We start from the raw sequence: 407 nt of genomic DNA on the forward strand, positions 1-407 counted from the left end.
CTGATGGATTTGGATTTAAATTAGACACATATTCAAACACAGATCCAGACCATGAGGACCCTGAACGATTTATTTATATTCCTTATTTTGGTGGCCTACAGGAAACACAAGCTTTCGGGGCATTTGCTTACAATAACAACAAGCCAGGGAATCCGTCTGAAACATATAATCCCAGCAAATTGTCAGATCCTGACGCTCCTAAAGCATTAGCAGCTGGCGCTGACGACAGCTTAAAGCCAAAACATTTTTACCCTGTTGAAATTGATTATGATGGTAAAACCCACGATATGACAGCTATCTTTGATAATGATGTGGCACACCGCAAAATTACTTGGCACCACAATGTGTCACACTGGTCAGAAAACAAAAAGGCGTTGTCTTTTTTCATTGCAGCATCCACAGGACAA

At 40.8% G+C, this 407-nt stretch carries 1 pseudogene; it reads left to right on the forward strand.

The annotated features are described in order from the left end of the window. Positions 1 to 407 (forward strand): annotated as a pseudogene (locus CBI42_RS12890) (hypothetical protein); the annotation flags it as partial.

Origin of the sequence: Streptococcus sp. KR (genome assembly GCF_002238115.1) — a bacterium.
Classification (GTDB): Bacteria; Bacillota; Bacilli; order Lactobacillales; family Streptococcaceae; genus Streptococcus.